Origin of the sequence: Arcobacter cryaerophilus gv. crypticus (assembly GCF_002993025.1) — a bacterium.
Lineage (GTDB): Bacteria > Campylobacterota > Campylobacteria > Campylobacterales > Arcobacteraceae > Aliarcobacter > Aliarcobacter cryaerophilus_B.
The window spans coordinates 24,709-39,923 of record NZ_NXGI01000004.1 but is presented as its reverse complement, the minus strand read 5'-3'; the positions used below and the strand labels follow the sequence as shown (position 1 = coordinate 39,923).

The following is a 15,215-nucleotide window of genomic DNA, read 5'->3' as shown; positions in this document are numbered from 1 at the left end:
GATAAAAATGAGAGAACTTTTTAGGAAAATTCAGCCATATACAGGAAAGATTTTTGCAGTAGTATTAATAACATTTTTGTCTTTTCTTTTTTATAATCTATACAATGCTCCTGTTGATGGATTTGAAGAAAAATTTATATATTTACTCAAACAATATGGATATGTGATACTTTTTGTATGGAGTATGTTAGAGGGTGAGATGGGGCTAATTATGGCTGGACTTATGACCCATGATGGCTCTATGAACCTATTTTTAGCTATTTTTGTTGCAGGTCTTGGTGGATTTGCTGGTGATCAGGTATATTTTTATATTGGTAGATTTAACAAAGAAGGTGTTTTAAAAAGATTAAGAGGACAAAGAAGAAAGTTTGCCTTTGCTCATTTACTTTTAAAAAAACATGGTTGGCCAATAATTTTTACTCAAAGATATATGTATGGAATGAGAACAATTATTCCAATTTCTATAGGACTTACAAGATATGATGCTAAAAAATTTGCATTTATAAATTTAATAAGTGCTTGGTGTTGGGCTGCTATTACAATTGTTCCTGTTTGGTATTTTGGAAATGAGATTATGGTTGTACTTCATTGGGCAAAAGAGCACTGGTATTTAGCAATTCCAATAGCAGCTATTTTTGGTGGAGGAATTGTATATTATTTTAATAAGGCAACAAAAAAAATTGAAAAAAGGGTAATGCATGAAGATTAATATTGTAGAAATATCAAAAAATAAAGAGTTTGATTTAGAGATTATTTTAATAAATAATCTAAATGAAATAGAAAATGAGCAAGATAAAGAGATTTTAGAAAATCTTGAATTTAAAGTAAAAGATGAAACAGCAGTTTTACTAGCACAAAGTAAAAAAATATATGTTTCTTTTGAAGATTTTTCATACGATAGTTTAGCAATTGCTATGGCAACTGCAATTAAGAGATTTAACTCAACAAAATATAAGAGTGTAAATTTATTATTAAATAGTATTTTAAAAAATAACTTTAAAGCTTTAGTCGAAGGTGCAATTTTAGGTTCATATTCATTTAATAATTATAAGAGTGAAAAAGAGAGCAAAAAACAAGAGTTAACTTTTGTAGTTGAAGATAAAGATTCTGAATTAATTTCTATTTTAAAAGAGTCACAAACTATTTGTGAAGCTGTAAATAGTGCAAGAGATATGGTAAATACTGCACCCGCTGATTTTACACCAAAAAGTTTTGTAAAAGAGGCACAAAGTATTGCAAAAGAGTTTGAACTTGATTGTGAAGTTTTAGGTGAAAAAGATTTAGAAAAACAAAAAATGATGTCAATGCACAGTGTTGGAAGAGCTTCAATTCATGAATCACAACTAATACATATTAAATATAAACCTAAAAAAGCAATTAAAAAAGTTGTACTTGTAGGAAAAGGTTTGACTTATGATAGTGGTGGATTATCTTTAAAACCAGCTGATTTTATGGTTACTATGAAAGCTGATAAATCAGGAGCGGTTGCTGTTTTAAATACTATAAAAGTTATTGCAAAATTAAAATTACCTATTGAAGTGCATGCTATTATTGGTGCAGTTGAAAATATGATTGGTGGAAATGCTTATAAACCAGATGATATTTTAAGAGCGAAAAATGGAAAAACAATTGAGGTGCGAAACACAGATGCTGAAGGAAGACTAGTTCTTGCTGATTGTTTATGTTATGCACAAGATGAGATTAAAGATATAGATTATATTTTAGATTTTGCAACACTTACAGGTGCTTGTGTTGTTGGACTTGGTGAATATACAACAGGAATTATGGGAAATAATGAAGAGCTTAAACATCAAGCATTACTTTCTGCACAAAGCTCTGGAGAGTATGCTACAAAACTTGATTTTAATAGATATTTAAAAAAATGTATTAAATCTGAGATAGCGGACATTTGTAATATCTCAAACACAAGATATGGTGGAGCAATAACAGCTGGAATGTTTTTGGATAACTTTATTTATGAAGAAAATAAAAATAAATGGATACATTTTGATATAGCAGGACCTGCGTTTGTTGAAAAAGCTTGGGGATATAATCCTCATGGAGCAAGCGGAACTGGTGTTCGAATGGCTGTTCAATTTATAAAAGATTTAACAAAATAGTAATTTTAAATAAATCAAACTAAAGTTGGTATAAAATATACCAACTTTTACTATTTTAATATATCTAAAATCTCTCTTGTATCTTTATAAATTCTAAAAACTTTATTTTCAACTTCATAAACTTCAGTATTTTTTATTCTTGGATATTTACTTGTAACAATTCTTCCATTACTCAAAATATCGCTATTAGCAAATTGTCCTTTTTCTATTTTTTTCTGCCAACCAGGAGGAAGAGTTCCTCCATTGTTTACTTTTTTTTGTAAACCATGAGGAATATCTTTTTGTTTTTCATATTTTATTTTTTTATCATTATAATCTTTATTTTTTTGATAACTATTATTATCTTTATGGTCTCTTTTTTTATTTCCTTTTTCATCATCAACTTGCTTTGCATAAATATATGAACTTAATAAACAAATTGTTAAAAATGAAATAATAAATCTTTTATTTAACATAAATCTCCTTTTTTGAATTTTAAAATTTTACTATAATATATTGAAAATAGGTAACTTATATTTTAAAATTTATTAAAAAAATAGAAAAAATTATATTTGAGTTTATAAATAAATAGATTGTTATAAAAATGAGATAATAAAAGTTGGTTGCGGAAACAGGATTTGAACCTGTGACCTTCGGGTTATGAGCCCGACGAGCTACCGTGCTGCTCTATTCCGCGATAATAAAAAAGATTCATAAATTAAAATTTTATAAAATTAATATAAAAAATTATTTTAGTGGATGGGGTAGAAGGATTCGAACCTTCGAGTGACGGTACCAAAAACCGTTGCCTTACCGCTTGGCGATACCCCAGAAGGACTGTAAATAAAATAAAAGTGGAGCTGGTGAAGGGAGTCGAACCCCCGACCTGCTGATTACAAATCAGCTGCTCTAGCCAACTGAGCTACACCAGCACTTTTTATTTATATAATGGTGTCAAAAGAGAGACTTGAACTCTCGACCTCCGGCTTATGAGACCAGCGCTCTAGCCAGCTGAGCTACTTTGACCTATAAATTAAATAATTGGTTGCGGAAACAGGATTTGAACCTGTGACCTTCGGGTTATGAGCCCGACGAGCTACCGTGCTGCTCTATTCCGCGGTAAATAAAAATAATAAAGAACACACTAAACAAATTAGTGGAGCGGGAGACGAGACTCGAACTCGCGACAGTCTGCTTGGAAGGCAGAAGCTCTAGCCAACTGAGCTACTCCCGCATAACCTCTTAAAAAAGGATTGAAATTATACTTTAAAATAATTAAAACAAACTTAATATTTTAAAATGTATATTATTAATCAAAACATTTCTTAAATTGGAGTGGAACTATAATAGATTAAATATTAATAAACACTTAATTTGAATTAGTAATTTATAAAAAATATAGTTAATATTTGTTTTTAATAGCTAAAATGGGTAAATATAGATAAATATGTATTTCTTATAATAAATATTAGATTAATTAATCTATCTTTAAAGTTTATTTTATAAAATGTATGTTCGTTACAAAAAAAGGGATAATAATGAATATCAATTCACTAAAAATAAAACTACTTCTAATAACAATTGTACCTTTTACTATAGGAATCTTTGTTCTTTCAGGAATTAACTTTGAAAAAACACAAAATACTTTAAATAATACATTAAAAAAATTTGAAACTACTATTACAAAAGAGAAAGAGTCATTAATCCAACATCAATTTGAAGTTGCTCAAACACTTATAAAAACAATTATTGATAAAGAACAAAATATAGATTTAGCAAAACAAAAAGTTATAGAACTTTTAACAGGTGTTAGATATTTAGATGATAAGAGTGGATATTTTTTTGCTTATGAACAAAGAGGTGATGATTATTATTTTGCTTTTCATCCAGCAAATCCAAAGCTAAACAATATAAAAACAAATATAAAAGCTCCAGATGCAAAAGGGTATGCTTTTAGAGAAGATTTAATTAAATTTTCAAAAGATAAAAAATACATAACTTATCATTATGAAAATCCATCAACAAAAGAAGTTGTATTAAAAATGGCTTCATCTATTTTTATTCCAGAATTTAACTGGATTTTAGTAACTGGAATATATGCAGATACTATTCAAAAAGATATAAATGAATTACAAGAAGAGATGAACAAAGATATAAATACACTTTTTTGGATAGCTATTTTTGTTACAGTTTTATTAAATATTGTTTTAATTTCTATAATTGTTCCATCTATAAATAAAATTATTTTAAAACCACTAAATATATTTCAAACAACTTTAGAGTCATTTTTTAAATACTTAAATAATGAAAGTAATGAAGTTCAAGCTATAAAAAATTACTCAAAAGATGAAATAGGTCATATGTCAAAAATTCTTGATAAAAATATTGAGATTGCTAGAAAAGAAATAGACGATAATAATTTGTTTATTGAAACTACAATAGATATTTTAGAAAAATTCCAAAAAGGAGATTTATCTCAAAGATTAAATATAGAAGTTGATGATATTAATCTATCAAAATTAAAATCTGTTATGAATCAAATGGCGCAGGAATTAGAAAAAAATATTGTGAATGTTTTAAAAGTAATAGATGAATATAGTAAATATGATTATGTAAATAGAGTTGATACAACAAAAATTTCAAATCATATATTACAACTTGCAAATGGTGTTAATATTTTGGGAGATTCAATAACAAAAATGTTGATTGAAAATAAAAATAATGGAGAAACTTTATCAAATAGTTCAAATATACTTTTAAGTAATGTTGAAAAACTAAATGAAAGTTCAACTAGTACAGCTGCAAATCTTGAAGAAACAGCTGCTTCTTTAGAAGAGATGACTTCAAATTTAAGAAGTAGTACTCAAAATGTAGAGAAAATGACAAGTATAGCTTCAAGCGTAACTTCTAGAGCAAAAAATGGAGAAAAATTAGCAAATCAGACTGTTTTATCTATGGAAGAGATAAATACTAAAATTTCATCTATAAATGAGGCAATAAGTGTAATAGACCAAATAGCTTTTCAAACAAATATTTTAAGCCTAAATGCTGCAGTTGAAGCTGCAACGGCTGGAGAAGCAGGAAAAGGGTTTGCAGTTGTTGCTGGTGAGGTTAGAAATCTTGCAACTAGAAGTTCTCAAGCAGCAAATGAGATAAAAAATATAGTTCAGATTGCAACACAAAAGGCAGATGAAGGAAAACATATTGCAAATAGTATGATAAATGGTTATAGTGAATTAAATAGCGATATTATGCAGACAATAGACCTTATAAAAGAGTTTGAAAATTCAAGTAAAGAACAACTTTTAGGAATAGAGCAGATAAACAATGCAGTTGCCATTTTGGATCAAAAAACACAACAAAATGCAAATGTAACATCACAAACAAAAGATATTGCAATATCTACAAACAGTATTTCAAAACTTATTATTGAAGATGTAAATAATAAGAGATTTAAAGATAAATAGTTTTTTTATATTTTTAAGTTTTCTAATAGTTTAATTGAGAGTTTATGAAAATCTAAATACTTAGATTTTTGCTCTCCAATAAATTTATAAAAATCAACTCCTTTTATAGATAAAATTTTTTCAAAATCTTCTTTTTTTAATTTTTCAAACTCAAAATGAGTATTCATATATTTCTCTTGATAATTTTCAAATATTTCATCTTCAAGGTTTAAGATATTATCTGCTTTGTTTAATTCAGGACATGAGTTGTCAATATAGATAAAATTATCTATATTTGGACTTAAAGGATAAGTTCTACACACTTTTGGTCTATTTTCATAAATTGTACATTTAAAATTTTTTAGGTGTGGACAAAAATCAAAACCATTTGATAGTAAAATTACAGGTTTTACAAAACCTAAAGAGCCAAAAATAAATAAAATAGGAAAGTTTTCATAAACATCTTCAAACTCCTCTTTTAGAATTTGTGAAAAAATAGAACCAAAAACTCCACTACAACAATGAGCAGCACAATTTTTACAATCTCCAAATTTAATATTTTTGTTTTCAAGTTTTACAAAGTTTTTCATATGTGCAATTTTACATACATTTTAAAAGAATTAGATAAAATAGTAAAAAATTTAAGGAAAATTATGCAAAAAAAACTTATTCAAATTATAAAAAAAGCTGGAAAAATTTTAAAAAAAGGTTACTATTCAAATAAAGATGTAAATTTTAAAGCAAAAAAAGATTTAGTTACAAAATATGATTTGGCAGTTGAAAATTATTTAAAAAAAGAGTTTTCTAAATATTTCAAAGAGTTTAATCTTATAGCTGAAGAGTCAGATAATAGTTTGGTAGAGTTTGGAAATTCAATAATAATTGATCCCATAGATGGTACAACAAACTTTGTAAATGGTGTACCTCATACTGCTATTTCAGTTGGAGTTTATAAAGATAAAAAGCCATATATTGGAGTTGTATATAATCCTATTTTGGATGAGTTATATTTTGCAAAACACAAAAAAGGTGCATTTTTAAATGGTAAAAAAATAAAAGTAAGTTTACAAAATGATTTACAAAAATCACTTCTAGCTACAGGTTTTCCATATAGTAGTGGTGAAAATACAAAAGATTTAAAAGATGTGATAAAAAAGATTGAGAATATTTTGCCAGAGTGTCAAGATTTAAGAAGACTTGGAAGTGCTTCTATTGATCTTTGTTTAGTAGCACGAGGTGTTTATGAGGGGTATTATGAGATGAATTTAAAACCTTGGGATGTTAGTGCTGGAATTATAATTTTAAGTGAAGCTGGTGGAAGAATTACAAATATTAGAGGTACAACTTTTGATATGTTTAAAGATAAATATATAGTTGCAACAAATAGTAAAATTCATGATAAATTATTAAGCAAACTAGATATTTAGTTTGCTTTTGATAAAATCTTATATTTTTAAAATGATATTTAAGGACTTTTTATGTGTGGAATAGTTGGTTACATAGGAAAATACGATACAACAAAGATTTTATTAGATGGTTTAAAAGAACTTGAATATAGAGGTTATGATAGTGCTGGAATTGCTGTTTTAAATGGAAATGAAATCGATGTATTCAAAGCAGTTGGAAAGCTTGTAAATCTTGAAGAAAAAGTTAATGAAAGCAATAAAGATAGATATAATCTAGGAATTGGACATACAAGATGGGCAACTCATGGAAAACCAACAGAAGTAAATGCTCATCCACACTTAGGTGAATACTCTTATGTTGTTCACAATGGAATAATTGAAAATTATAAAGAACTAAAAGATGAGTTAACATCTTTGGGACATAACTTTGTTTCTCAAACAGATACAGAGGTTATAGTGCATCTTTTTGAGCACTACAACAATAAATTAAATGATGCAAAAAAAGCATTTCAAGAGACTATAAAAAGACTTGAAGGGGCTTATGCTATTTTGTTAATTACAAAAAAAGAGCCAGAAAAAATATTTTTCTATAAACTTGGAAGTCCTATGATTGTAGGGCATGGTATAGAAAAAGATGAAGTACTTTTTGCATCTTCAGATTCAGCACTTATTGGACTTGCAAGTGATGTTGTATATCTTGATGATAAAATTGGTGGAGTTGCTTCTAGAGATGGGATTGAATTTTTTAGTAAAAATATTGTTTGGTCAAAACTTCCAACATCAAAACAGTTTGCTCAAAAAGATGGTTTTAGATACTTTATGGAAAAAGAGATTTATGAGCAAAGTGTTGTTGTAAGTGATTGTATGCTTGGTCGTGTAAAAGATAGTGAGATAAATTTTGATGAAATAGATTCAAAAATATTAGATGGAATAAATGAGATTAAAATTTGTGCATGTGGAACTTCGTATCATGCAGGTCTTACATCTTCGTATTTATTTGAAAGATTATCAAAAATAAAATGTAGTATTGAAGTTGCAAGTGAGTTTAGATATAAAGAGCCACTATTGACAAAAGATACACTATTTGTTGTAATTTCTCAAAGTGGAGAAACAGCAGATACTTTAGAAGCTTTAAAAATGGCAAAAAATGCAGGTCTTAGAACTTTGGTAATTTGTAATGTTGATAACTCTTCTATGACAAGAGTTGCAGATTTTACAATTCTAACACGTGCTGGAATTGAAAAAGGAGTTGCATCAACTAAAGCATTCTCTACTCAAACTACTGTTTTATGGATGTTAAGTCTATATTTTGCGCAAATTAAAAAAACAATATCAAAAGATAAGCTTGAAAATGAGGTTAATACTTTAAGAGAAGTTCCAAAAGCTTTAAAAGTTCATGAAAATATTCATGAAAAAGCAAAAAGATTATCAAAAAGATATTTACATGGGCATGGATTTTTCTTTATTGGAAGAGATGTATTTTATCCTTTGGCACTTGAGGGTGCTTTAAAGCTTAAAGAGATTTCATATTTACATGCTGAGGGTTATCCAGCTGGTGAGATGAAACATGGACCAATTGCTCTTGCAGATCCAGAACTTTTTACTATTGCACTTATGCCAAAAAATATGTTGTATGATAAAATTAAATCAAATGTTGAAGAGTTAAGTGCAAGGGACAGTACAATTTGTGCAATATCTTCTGCTGATTTTGAACTTGCAGATGATTTTATAAAAATAAATAAGTGTGATCACTATATGCTTGAATTTTTTGAGATGTTAGTAGCTCTTCAAATTTTATCTATGGAGATATCAATAAGACTTAAAAATGATGTAGATATGCCAAGAAACCTTGCAAAATCAGTAACAGTTGAGTAGATGAAAAAATATCTCTCCTACATACTTTTAATCTTCTTAGCGTATTTACTTTATATAAATGAAGATTCTAAGTATATAGTTGCTGGAGTTGCCGTTTTTATAATTGGTATGCAATTTATGGAGGATGGGTTTAAATTTTTTAGTGGTGGAATTTTAGAAAAACTAATCGCTAATAGCACAAATACAAACTCAAAATCTATCTTTTTGGGAATAACTGCAACCGCAATTTTGCAAAGTTCATCTTTAATTGCAATTATTGTAATTTCATTTTTATCCGCAAAAATAATATCTCTTGCAGGTGCTCTAGGAGTTGTATTTGGATCAGCAGTTGGAACAACTGCTACAACTTGGATTGTCTCAACTCTTGGAGTTAAGATTGATATAGCAGCTTTTGCTCTTCCTATGATAATTTTTGGTGTAATTTTTAGATTTTATAAAAATAGAAATTTTCAAGGTGTTGGAAATATTCTTTTAGGTCTTGGCTTTGTCTTTTTGGGTATTGGATATATGAAAGATGGATTTGAAGATTTAAAACAAGGAATAGATTTAGCTCAATTTGCAATTGATGGATATGCTGGAATTATAATATATACAATTGTTGGAGCTCTTGCAACAGTTATTATTCAATCAAGTAGTGCAACAATGGCACTAACTGTAACAGCTTTAGTAACAGGTCAAATCATATATATAAATGCTATGGCAATTGCTGTTGGAGCAAATATAGGAACAGCAACAACTGCAGCTTTAGGAGCTATGGTTTCAAATGCAAATAGCAAAAGAATGGCAGTTGGATTATTTATATTTAAAGGAATAACTGCTGTAATTACTTTAGCATCTTTATATCTTATGATTGATTTTGTTGATTATATATCACAATATTTGGGAATAAAAAGTGATGATTGGGCTATGAAATTGGCTGTTTTTCATACTTTATTTAATTTGGTTGGTCTTATATTTTTCTCATTTTTTATTCCAAGATTAGTAATTTTTCTTAAAAAACTATTTGTTGAAGAGAAAGAGAGTTATATTTCTAAACCAAAATTTCTTGATATGGAAGTTGTTGCAGTACCAAATGCAGCATTAAGAGCTACAAGAAAAGAGACTATTCATTTATATGACAATGCAAGTGAAGTTTTAAGTCATGCAATTATGCTTCATAGACACAGATATATTGGAAAAAGTAATATTTCTAAAGTTGTAAAAGAGTCATCGGATATTATAGATTTAAATATAGATGAGTTTTATGAAAGCAGAATTAAGTCTTTATATAGTGATATTATAGATTACTCTACATATTTTATAAGTGAACTTGATGATGAAAAAAAACTATATTTGAATGATTTAAGAAATGCTTGCAGAGATATAGCTGAATCTGTAAAAAATACAAAAGAGCTTCAAAAAAATATAAAAAAATATATCTCAAGTAATAATGACTATATAAAAGATGAGTACAACTTTATACGAGAAGCGATTGCAAAGACTATAAATACGATAAACGAGATGAAAAATAGTAAAGATGATATAGATGTTTTAGCAAAATCAGAGCTTTTAAAAGAGTATTTAAAAGGTTTAGATGTAATTGCAACTAGAAGAATAGATATATTAATTAGAGAGAAAAGAATTGATAAAAAAATGGCAACAAGTCTTTTAAATGATAGTTATCATGCTAATTTAATAATTAGTCGTTTAATAAGTGTATCAAAAGTTTTATGGATTCAGGATTTAAGTATAAAAGAGTTGGGAGAAGATTATGAAGCTAGCAAAAATTCTTGAAAAAGCAAAGAATTATCTATTTTTAATACAAAACAATGAAGATATTAAGAAAAGAAAGATTGAAAAATTAAGAGATAAAATAGAAGATAAGATTTTAAAACTTGATAAAAAAATAAGAGATGAAAAAGATGAAGAGGAAAAATTAAAGCTAAAAGATGAAAGAATTATGCTTAAAAATTTTAGAAAACAACTAAAGCAAAAAAAGTAAATAAAAGAAATCTTTAGCTAGAATACAAAACTTTTTGCTTTTAAAGCAAATCGAACTCTTTAAATTTTAATTTAATTTTTATAAAAAAAACTAAATGGAAAACAAAAGATGGAAAACAATGCAAGCAAAGCTTGTGGAAAACAAAGGATGGAAAACAAAATGGAAAAAAAATCACAATACTTATTTACAAGTGAAGTTGTAAGCCCTGGACACCCTGATAAATGTGCTGATATTATTGCTGATAGTATAGTTGATAGACTTATTATTGAAGATAGTAATAGTAGAGTTGCAAGTGAAGTGTTTGTTGCTGGAAAGCATGTTGTTATTGGTGGTGAAGTTAAATCAAATGCCAAGTTATCACAAAGTGATTATGAAAAAATAGTAAAAGATGCATTAGCAAAAATTGGATACGATGGTAAAAGTGCCTTTACAAAAGAGCAAGCACTTCATCCAGATGATATACAAGTTCAAGTTTTATTAAACCAACAAAGTCCTGATATTTCTCAAGGAGTTGATCAAACAACTGGAGAAATTGGAGCTGGAGATCAAGGTATTATGTTTGGATTTGCTTCAAATGAAGCAGCTGAATTTATGCCCGCAGCCATAGTATATGCTAGAAGACTTTGTGATACAGTATATAATTATGCTTTAAAAAATAATGATAAGTTTGGTGTTGATATTAAAACTCAAGTTACAGTTGATTATGTAACAAAAGAGAATTTTGAAAATGGACTTCCTCAAAAAATTCATACAATTGTAGTTTCAGCACCTTGTGTTGAAGGAATGAAAATAGAAGAAGTAAGAACTATAATTCAAGAATTAATTGATAATTCTGGACTTCCAAGTAAGCTTTATGATAAAAATAGCACAATTATTCATATTAATCCAACAGGAAGATATGTAAATCACTCATCTTTACACGATAGTGGATTAACAGGAAGAAAATTGATTGTTGATAGTTTTGGTGGATATGCACCAATTGGTGGTGGAGCTCAAAGTTCAAAAGATTATACAAAAGTTGATAGAAGTGGACTTTATGCAGCACGATGGATTGCAAAACATATAGTTGCTTCAGGACTTGCAAAAAAAGCAATTGTACAAATATCTTATGCTATTGGTGTTGCACGTCCAACTTCAGTTGCTGTTGATACAATGGGAACATACACAAAACATAATGATGATGTTTTATCAGCATTTGTAATGGAAAATTTTCCTTTAACTCCAAGATGGATTACAGAAAAATTTAACTTAGATAAACCAAGTGCTACAACTTTCCTTTATGCAGATGTTGCTGCTCGTGGTCAAGTTGGACAACCTGATTATCCATGGGAAAAACTAGATGAATTGGATAAATTTAAAAATATTTAGTTAGATTTAACTATAATATTGCTTTAGAAAAAAAGGAGAAAAGGTAGTGGATTTAAAAAATCTATTTAGCAAAATTTCATTTGATAACAAAAATAAAGAGCAAGCTACAAAAAAAGATGCTCCAAGTCACTGGATAAAATGTCCTAGTTGTAGCTCTTTGATGTTTTTCAAAGAGGTTGAAAATCAAGATAATGTTTGTCCCAAATGTGAATTCCATATGAGAATAGGGGCAAAAAGAAGAGTAGAAATCCTTGCAGATGAAAATAGCTTTGTAGAGTTTGATACAAATTTAAAACCAAATGACCCTTTGAAGTTTGTAGATAAACTCTCTTATAAAAAAAGAGTTGAAGATGGATTTCTTAAAACTGGAAGAGTTTCAAGTGTTATTAGTGGTGAGTGTACAATTAATTCAATTGGAGTTCAACTTGTAGTTTTTGATTTTGCATTTATGGGTGGAAGCTTAGGTAGTGTTGAGGGTGAAAAAATAGTAAGAGCCGTAAATAGAGCTATAGAGAAAAAACAAGCAGTTATAATTGTATCAGCATCAGGTGGTGCAAGAATGCAAGAATCAACTTTTTCTTTGATGCAAATGGCAAAAACATCTGCAGCTTTGAAAAAACTTGATGCTCATAAACTTCCATATATCTCTATATTAACAGACCCTACAATGGGTGGTGTTTCTGCTTCTTTTGCTTTTTTAGGAGATATTATTATTGCAGAACCAGGTGCTTTAATAGGTTTTGCTGGACAAAGAGTAATTAAACAAACTATTGGAACTGATCTTCCTGAAGGTTTCCAAAGAGCTGAATTTTTACTAGAAAAAGGCTCACTTGATATGGTTGTAAATAGAAGAGAGATGAAAAAAACTCTTACTGATTTATTAACTATTTTTGGACAAGAAAAAATTAGCTAATGCCTTCAAATTTAGAAAAAGCTTTGGGATTTAATCTTGAAGCTTTTAACTATCTTTATGTTTTGTGTGATTACGAAACTCTTTTAAAAAAAAATATAACTCTTGAAATTTTTTTAGAAATTTTGAAAAAATATGATGTAAAACTTCTACAATATAGAGATAAAATTTCATCTTTAGAGATACAAAAACAAAATCTTATTTTTCTTAGACAAAATCTAAATATTCCCATTATTATAAATGATAAAATAGAGTTAATCGATTATGCAGATGGTTTGCATGTAGGTCAAGATGATGTATTAAAAATACATCAATATAAAAATTTAGCTATAAAATTTTTAAGAAAAAAGCTAAAAAATAAACTTTTAGGACTTTCAACTCACAATGAATTAGAAATTCTTGAAGCAAATAGCTTTGATCTTGATATGATAGGTTTAGGGGCTTATAAAGCTACAAATACAAAAGATATTTCAAATATTTTGGGTGAAAAACTGCAATATTTGGCAAAAATATCTAAACATCCTGTTTGTGCAATTGGTGGAGTAAAAGTTGATGATATTATCAAAAATACAAAATTCAACTGTGTTGGAAGTGCTATTTTAAATGAAAATTAATATTTACTCAATAGTAAAACCAAGTAACGATGATTTTGATAAACTTATAAAAGAGTTTATAAAAATGTCTAGTAAATATTCAAAAGTTGAAATCTTTTATATATTTAATAAAGATATAGCAAAAGCACAAACTATCGGAGAGAGTGAATCAAAAAAGATATATACAAAAAGTTATTTACCATATTTAAAAGGATATAACATAGCTCTTGATGTTTTGGGTAAAAGTGTAGATAGTTTTGCTTTTTCTAAGCTTTTAGAAGATAAAAATGAAATAAACTTCTTTATTGGTGGAGCTTTTGGTTTTGAAAATGAGTTTTTATCTCTTTGTGATAGTGTAATTTCTCTAAGTAATCTTACATTTGCACACAAAATTGCTACTTTAATATTATCAGAACAGATATTTAGATCTTTAAGTATTATAAATAATCATCCATATCATAAGTAATTTATAAACTTTTTTGTATAATAAAACACAATTAACTCTTCAAAAAGGAAAAAAGAAGATGGGTCTTAAAAGTTATATAATTTCAACAATACTGTTAATAATCGTATTGTTCGGTTTTGTTCATAGTTTAGAGTTTGGAGAATATACTCTTAGTTTGTTTGGTTTTACTAAAACATTGCCTGTATCTGTTTGGTTTGTTTTACCTATAATTTTTTTAAGTCTTTTAACTTATATTCACATTATTTTCTACGGGCTTGTTAACTATTTTAAACTTAGATTAGTAGATAGCGATTTGGATAATATGGTTGAATTAATCAAATTAAAGCTATTAAACAAAGAGAATAAAATTGGTTTTAGAACAAAAAAACAAAAAGAGTTGGCAAATATTTTAACTCAATTAAATCTTGAAGTTCCAAAAGAGATATTTAGCTCTACAAATGAAGATTTAAATAAAACTGTTGCTGCTATACAAAATGTTAACAATGGTATTTATGTTGATAAAAATCTAAAAGTTGATGAAAAATCATCTTTTGGAAAACAGAACTTAATCAATAAAATAAATTCACAAGTTGATTTTGCTGTTGATATTGTAAAAAAAGCTGAAAAGTATGATAGTGATATTGTAAAAGTAGCATTTTTGAAATCTTTAAGTGAAAAAAGCATGACAACAATTAAAAAGATTTACAAAAATGTAAATCTTGATAAAGAGCTTACAATTAAACTTTTAGAAAAAAATATTGAAAATAGTGAATTTGGATTTGAAAATAGTGAGATTTTAGAACTTGTTAAAAATATAAAACTTTCAAAAGATGATTATATTCAGCTTGCTAAAAAGTATAAAAATATTTTAAATCCAGATGTTTTAATAGAACTTTTTGAAAAAATTTCACAAGAACAAGAAGAAGCTACAACTGCATATTTATATATTTTGAGCGAATTTGAGATGAAAGATAAACTAAGAGAAAATTTAGCAAATACACAAGATACTGATTTTGCACCTTTTAAAGCACTAATTGAACTAAAAGATGCTGGAAAACATTATAGTTTAGAAAGCTTGTCGTATAAATAAAA

Annotated in this window: 14 protein-coding genes and 6 tRNA genes; 12 read left to right on the top strand and 8 right to left on the bottom strand. The window is 27.5% G+C overall.

Translation table 11 applies throughout. The features are described 5' to 3' along the window. The first annotated feature begins 7 nt into the window (after positions 1-7). Both CJ670_RS03045 and CJ670_RS03040 read left to right on the top strand, forming a co-directional pair. A complete protein-coding gene (locus CJ670_RS03045; RefSeq protein ID WP_105938809.1) occupies positions 8-709 on the top strand; it encodes a DedA family protein in 702 nt (233 codons plus the stop codon). Beyond that, a complete protein-coding gene (locus CJ670_RS03040; protein WP_105938808.1) occupies positions 699-2,120 on the top strand; it encodes a leucyl aminopeptidase in 1,422 nt (473 codons plus the stop codon). Before CJ670_RS03045 ends, CJ670_RS03040 begins: the two co-directional genes overlap by 11 nt. A gap of 50 nt (positions 2,121-2,170) precedes the next feature. On the opposite strand, the gene CJ670_RS03035 is transcribed toward CJ670_RS03040, so the two are convergent. From CJ670_RS03035 to CJ670_RS03005, 7 genes are all read right to left on the bottom strand, one after another. Continuing rightward, complete coding sequence (locus CJ670_RS03035) at positions 2,171-2,575, bottom strand: hypothetical protein (RefSeq protein WP_105910888.1); 405 nt, start codon at positions 2,573-2,575, stop codon at positions 2,171-2,173. Between the two features lie 144 nt (positions 2,576-2,719). Continuing rightward, positions 2,720-2,796, bottom strand: a tRNA-Met gene (locus CJ670_RS03030). A 59-nt stretch (positions 2,797-2,855) separates the two neighbouring features. Next, positions 2,856-2,930: transfer RNA gene (locus CJ670_RS03025), tRNA-Gln, on the bottom strand. A gap of 24 nt (positions 2,931-2,954) precedes the next feature. Next, positions 2,955-3,031 (bottom strand) — tRNA-Thr (locus CJ670_RS03020). A gap of 17 nt (positions 3,032-3,048) precedes the next feature. After that, a tRNA-Met gene (locus tag CJ670_RS03015) sits at positions 3,049-3,125 on the bottom strand. 16 nt (positions 3,126-3,141) lie between these two features. Next, a tRNA-Met gene (locus CJ670_RS03010) sits at positions 3,142-3,218 on the bottom strand. A 38-nt stretch (positions 3,219-3,256) separates the two neighbouring features. After that, positions 3,257-3,333, bottom strand: a tRNA-Gly gene (locus CJ670_RS03005). Positions 3,334-3,637: 304 nt separating this feature from the next. On the opposite strand from CJ670_RS03005, the gene CJ670_RS03000 reads away from it, so the two are divergent. Next, complete coding sequence (locus CJ670_RS03000; RefSeq protein WP_105938807.1) at positions 3,638-5,566, top strand: methyl-accepting chemotaxis protein; 1,929 nt, start codon at positions 3,638-3,640, stop codon at positions 5,564-5,566. Between the two features lie 5 nt (positions 5,567-5,571). Here the strand turns inward: CJ670_RS03000 and CJ670_RS02995 are convergent, their stop codons facing one another. Beyond that, a complete protein-coding gene (locus CJ670_RS02995) occupies positions 5,572-6,135 on the bottom strand; it encodes a YkgJ family cysteine cluster protein (RefSeq protein WP_105938806.1) in 564 nt (187 codons plus the stop codon). Between the two features lie 63 nt (positions 6,136-6,198). On the opposite strand from CJ670_RS02995, the gene CJ670_RS02990 reads away from it, so the two are divergent. From CJ670_RS02990 to CJ670_RS02950, 9 genes are all read left to right on the top strand, one after another. Beyond that, a complete protein-coding gene (locus CJ670_RS02990) occupies positions 6,199-6,972 on the top strand; it encodes an inositol monophosphatase family protein (RefSeq protein WP_105938805.1) in 774 nt (257 codons plus the stop codon). 51 nt (positions 6,973-7,023) lie between these two features. Then, positions 7,024-8,826 (top strand): glutamine--fructose-6-phosphate transaminase (isomerizing), encoded by a 1,803-nt coding sequence (gene glmS, locus CJ670_RS02985; RefSeq protein WP_105938804.1) that lies wholly within the window; start codon positions 7,024-7,026, stop codon positions 8,824-8,826. Beyond that, positions 8,827-10,599: a Na/Pi cotransporter family protein gene (locus CJ670_RS02980; protein WP_105938803.1), complete on the top strand. Its 1,773-nt coding sequence runs from the start codon at positions 8,827-8,829 to the stop codon at positions 10,597-10,599. It begins immediately after the preceding gene. After that, entirely contained in the window at positions 10,577-10,807 is a 231-nt protein-coding gene (locus tag CJ670_RS02975) for a hypothetical protein (RefSeq protein ID WP_105938802.1), read from the top strand. Before CJ670_RS02980 ends, CJ670_RS02975 begins: the two co-directional genes overlap by 23 nt. 159 nt (positions 10,808-10,966) lie before the next feature. Beyond that, positions 10,967-12,175: a methionine adenosyltransferase gene (gene metK / locus CJ670_RS02970; RefSeq protein WP_165785173.1), complete on the top strand. Its 1,209-nt coding sequence runs from the start codon at positions 10,967-10,969 to the stop codon at positions 12,173-12,175. Positions 12,176-12,221: 46 nt separating this feature from the next. Next, positions 12,222-13,088 carry an acetyl-CoA carboxylase, carboxyltransferase subunit beta gene (gene accD, locus CJ670_RS02965; RefSeq protein ID WP_105938800.1) on the top strand — a complete coding sequence of 289 codons (867 nt, stop codon included), beginning with the start codon at positions 12,222-12,224 and terminating at the stop codon, positions 13,086-13,088. Then, entirely contained in the window at positions 13,088-13,699 is a 612-nt protein-coding gene (locus CJ670_RS02960) for a thiamine phosphate synthase (RefSeq protein ID WP_105938799.1), read from the top strand. The genes accD and CJ670_RS02960 overlap by 1 nt, the downstream gene beginning before the upstream one ends. Further along, positions 13,689-14,144: a 23S rRNA (pseudouridine(1915)-N(3))-methyltransferase RlmH gene (locus CJ670_RS02955; RefSeq protein ID WP_105910897.1), complete on the top strand. Its 456-nt coding sequence runs from the start codon at positions 13,689-13,691 to the stop codon at positions 14,142-14,144. The genes CJ670_RS02960 and CJ670_RS02955 overlap by 11 nt, the downstream gene beginning before the upstream one ends. A gap of 58 nt (positions 14,145-14,202) precedes the next feature. Then, entirely contained in the window at positions 14,203-15,213 is a 1,011-nt protein-coding gene (locus CJ670_RS02950; protein WP_105938798.1) for a hypothetical protein, read from the top strand. Positions 15,214-15,215: the final 2 nt, after the last annotated feature.

What these genes read in the sequence shown, in the direction of transcription:
- CJ670_RS02960 (WP_105938799.1), top strand. Translation starts at nt 13,088, where the DNA reads ATGCCTTCAAATTTAGAAAAAGCTTTGGGATTTAATCTTGAAGCTTTT.
- CJ670_RS02975 (WP_105938802.1), top strand. Translation starts at nt 10,577, where the DNA reads ATGAAGCTAGCAAAAATTCTTGAAAAAGCAAAGAATTATCTATTTTTA.
- CJ670_RS02995 (WP_105938806.1), bottom strand. Translation starts at nt 6,135, where the DNA reads ATGAAAAACTTTGTAAAACTTGAAAACAAAAATATTAAATTTGGAGAT.
- CJ670_RS03040 (WP_105938808.1), top strand. Translation starts at nt 699, where the DNA reads ATGAAGATTAATATTGTAGAAATATCAAAAAATAAAGAGTTTGATTTA.
- CJ670_RS03035 (WP_105910888.1), bottom strand. Translation starts at nt 2,575, where the DNA reads ATGTTAAATAAAAGATTTATTATTTCATTTTTAACAATTTGTTTATTA.
- CJ670_RS03000 (WP_105938807.1), top strand. Translation starts at nt 3,638, where the DNA reads ATGAATATCAATTCACTAAAAATAAAACTACTTCTAATAACAATTGTA.
- CJ670_RS02980 (WP_105938803.1), top strand. Translation starts at nt 8,827, where the DNA reads ATGAAAAAATATCTCTCCTACATACTTTTAATCTTCTTAGCGTATTTA.
- metK (WP_165785173.1), top strand. Translation starts at nt 10,967, where the DNA reads ATGGAAAAAAAATCACAATACTTATTTACAAGTGAAGTTGTAAGCCCT.
- CJ670_RS02990 (WP_105938805.1), top strand. Translation starts at nt 6,199, where the DNA reads ATGCAAAAAAAACTTATTCAAATTATAAAAAAAGCTGGAAAAATTTTA.
- CJ670_RS02955 (WP_105910897.1), top strand. Translation starts at nt 13,689, where the DNA reads ATGAAAATTAATATTTACTCAATAGTAAAACCAAGTAACGATGATTTT.
- glmS (WP_105938804.1), top strand. Translation starts at nt 7,024, where the DNA reads ATGTGTGGAATAGTTGGTTACATAGGAAAATACGATACAACAAAGATT.
- CJ670_RS03045 (WP_105938809.1), top strand. Translation starts at nt 8, where the DNA reads ATGAGAGAACTTTTTAGGAAAATTCAGCCATATACAGGAAAGATTTTT.
- CJ670_RS02950 (WP_105938798.1), top strand. Translation starts at nt 14,203, where the DNA reads ATGGGTCTTAAAAGTTATATAATTTCAACAATACTGTTAATAATCGTA.